Annotated in this window: 3 protein-coding genes and 1 pseudogene; 3 read left to right on the top strand and 1 reads right to left on the bottom strand. The window is 43.7% G+C overall.

Annotated features, from left to right (window positions below; genetic code table 11):
- The first annotated feature begins 148 nt into the window (after positions 1-148).
- The 3 genes from J1785_RS00990 (at position 149) to J1785_RS00980 (ending at position 1234) form a co-directional block, all read left to right on the top strand.
- Entirely contained in the window at positions 149-517 is a 369-nt protein-coding gene (locus J1785_RS00990) for a DnaJ family domain-containing protein (protein ID WP_129955649.1), read from the top strand.
- 2 nt (positions 518-519) lie between these two features.
- Positions 520-936 carry a Zn(2+)-responsive transcriptional regulator gene (gene zntR / locus J1785_RS00985; RefSeq protein ID WP_217218592.1) on the top strand — a complete coding sequence of 139 codons (417 nt, stop codon included), beginning with the start codon at positions 520-522 and terminating at the stop codon, positions 934-936.
- Between the two features lie 97 nt (positions 937-1033).
- Positions 1034-1234 (top strand): alternative ribosome-rescue factor A, encoded by a 201-nt coding sequence (locus tag J1785_RS00980; RefSeq protein WP_129955651.1) that lies wholly within the window; start codon positions 1034-1036, stop codon positions 1232-1234.
- 24 nt (positions 1235-1258) lie between these two features.
- Here J1785_RS00980 and J1785_RS26570 read toward each other — a convergent pair.
- Positions 1259-1379 (bottom strand): annotated as a pseudogene (locus J1785_RS26570) (MscL family protein); the annotation flags it as partial.

The following is a 1379-nucleotide window of genomic DNA, read 5'->3' as shown; positions in this document are numbered from 1 at the left end:
CTTCTGCCCGGTTTTTTTACATCTGTAACTCACTGTTCTACTCCCCTTTTTTCCCAACTTTAATCGTTCTGCATTCCACTCCCTTTTACGGCGCGCCGCTTCCAGCTATGATCTACAATGGTTTGTGCAATGTGACGAAGGCGAAATCATGTTTCTAATGGATCAGTGGGTTGAAAAGCACATCAAAGATGCTCAGGAAAAAGGTGAATTTGATAACCTGCCTGGCAGTGGGCGCCCGCTTATCCTGGATGACGACAGTGCAGTTCCGGATGAGCTAAGAACTTCCTATCGTATTTTGAAAAATGCAGGCTATTTGCCGCCCGAGTTGCAGGATCGAAAAGAAGCGATTGAGTTAAATCACCTATTGAGCACATTAGACAGCGATGATCCGAAGTTTCTTCCCGCTGAAAAGCGTTTGAAGATTTTACAGATACGTCTACAGCAGGCAGGTATGAGCACTGACTTCCTTCAAGGGCATTACGAAAAGGCGATAAAGGATAAATTCAGAGGAAAATAGGCATGTATAAAATTGGTGAACTTGCCAGGCTGGCCAATGTCTCCACAGATACTGTGCGTTACTATGAAAAGCAGGGAATGATGGGCACGGGCTCACGCAATCCATCGGGTTATCGTCAGTATAACGAAGGTGATGTACAGCGTTTACGCTTCATACGTTATGCCAAATCGACAGGTTTTACGCTTGATGCTATCAAGGAGTTACTTTCTATTCGAATAGATCCTTTGCATCACACTTGTCAGGAGTCGAAATCTATCGTGAATGAACGTCTTGCTGAAGTTGAGCTTAAATTACAAGAGCTTAATCAGATGCGCGAGTCACTCCAAAGGCTGAGCGCCGCCTGCTGTGGTTCTGCGCATACTAGTGTCAGTTGTTCTATATTAGAAGCACTGGAAGATGGAGCGGGTAAGGTAGCATAAGCATTTCAAGGGTTTTACAAAACGCTTTCGCAAGCATAATTGTAGCAGTATCATATGCGCGCATTCTGTTCAACAGTATTAATTATATCGAGGTTTTATGAGCCACTATAAGCATCAAAAAGGCATCATTCAGGATAATGCATTGCAGGCGCTTCTTCATGATCCATTGTTTAAACAACGTGTTGAGAAAAATCAAAAAGGGAAGGGGAGCTACTGTCGTAAAGCGAAAAATGAGAAGAGGGGTTATCTGGAGGGCAGTATTGAGTGTTCGTTTGAGTATTCAATACTGCCCTTCTAATTAAGCCCTAGCGGGTAATTTCAGTTAAAGTCTCGGTGTCTGCTGCTCTTTCAGTAAATCACGAATTTCTGCTAACAAAGTCTCTTCCGCCGTTGGTTTAGGTGGTGCAGCGGGTTTATCTTCCTGCTTACGACGCATTTTATTC

Source organism: Rahnella perminowiae, assembly GCF_019049755.1.
Taxonomy (GTDB): Bacteria; Pseudomonadota; Gammaproteobacteria; order Enterobacterales; family Enterobacteriaceae; genus Rahnella; species Rahnella perminowiae.
The sequence above is the reverse complement of the archived record's forward strand: the minus strand, read 5'-3'. Positions and strand labels throughout refer to the sequence as shown.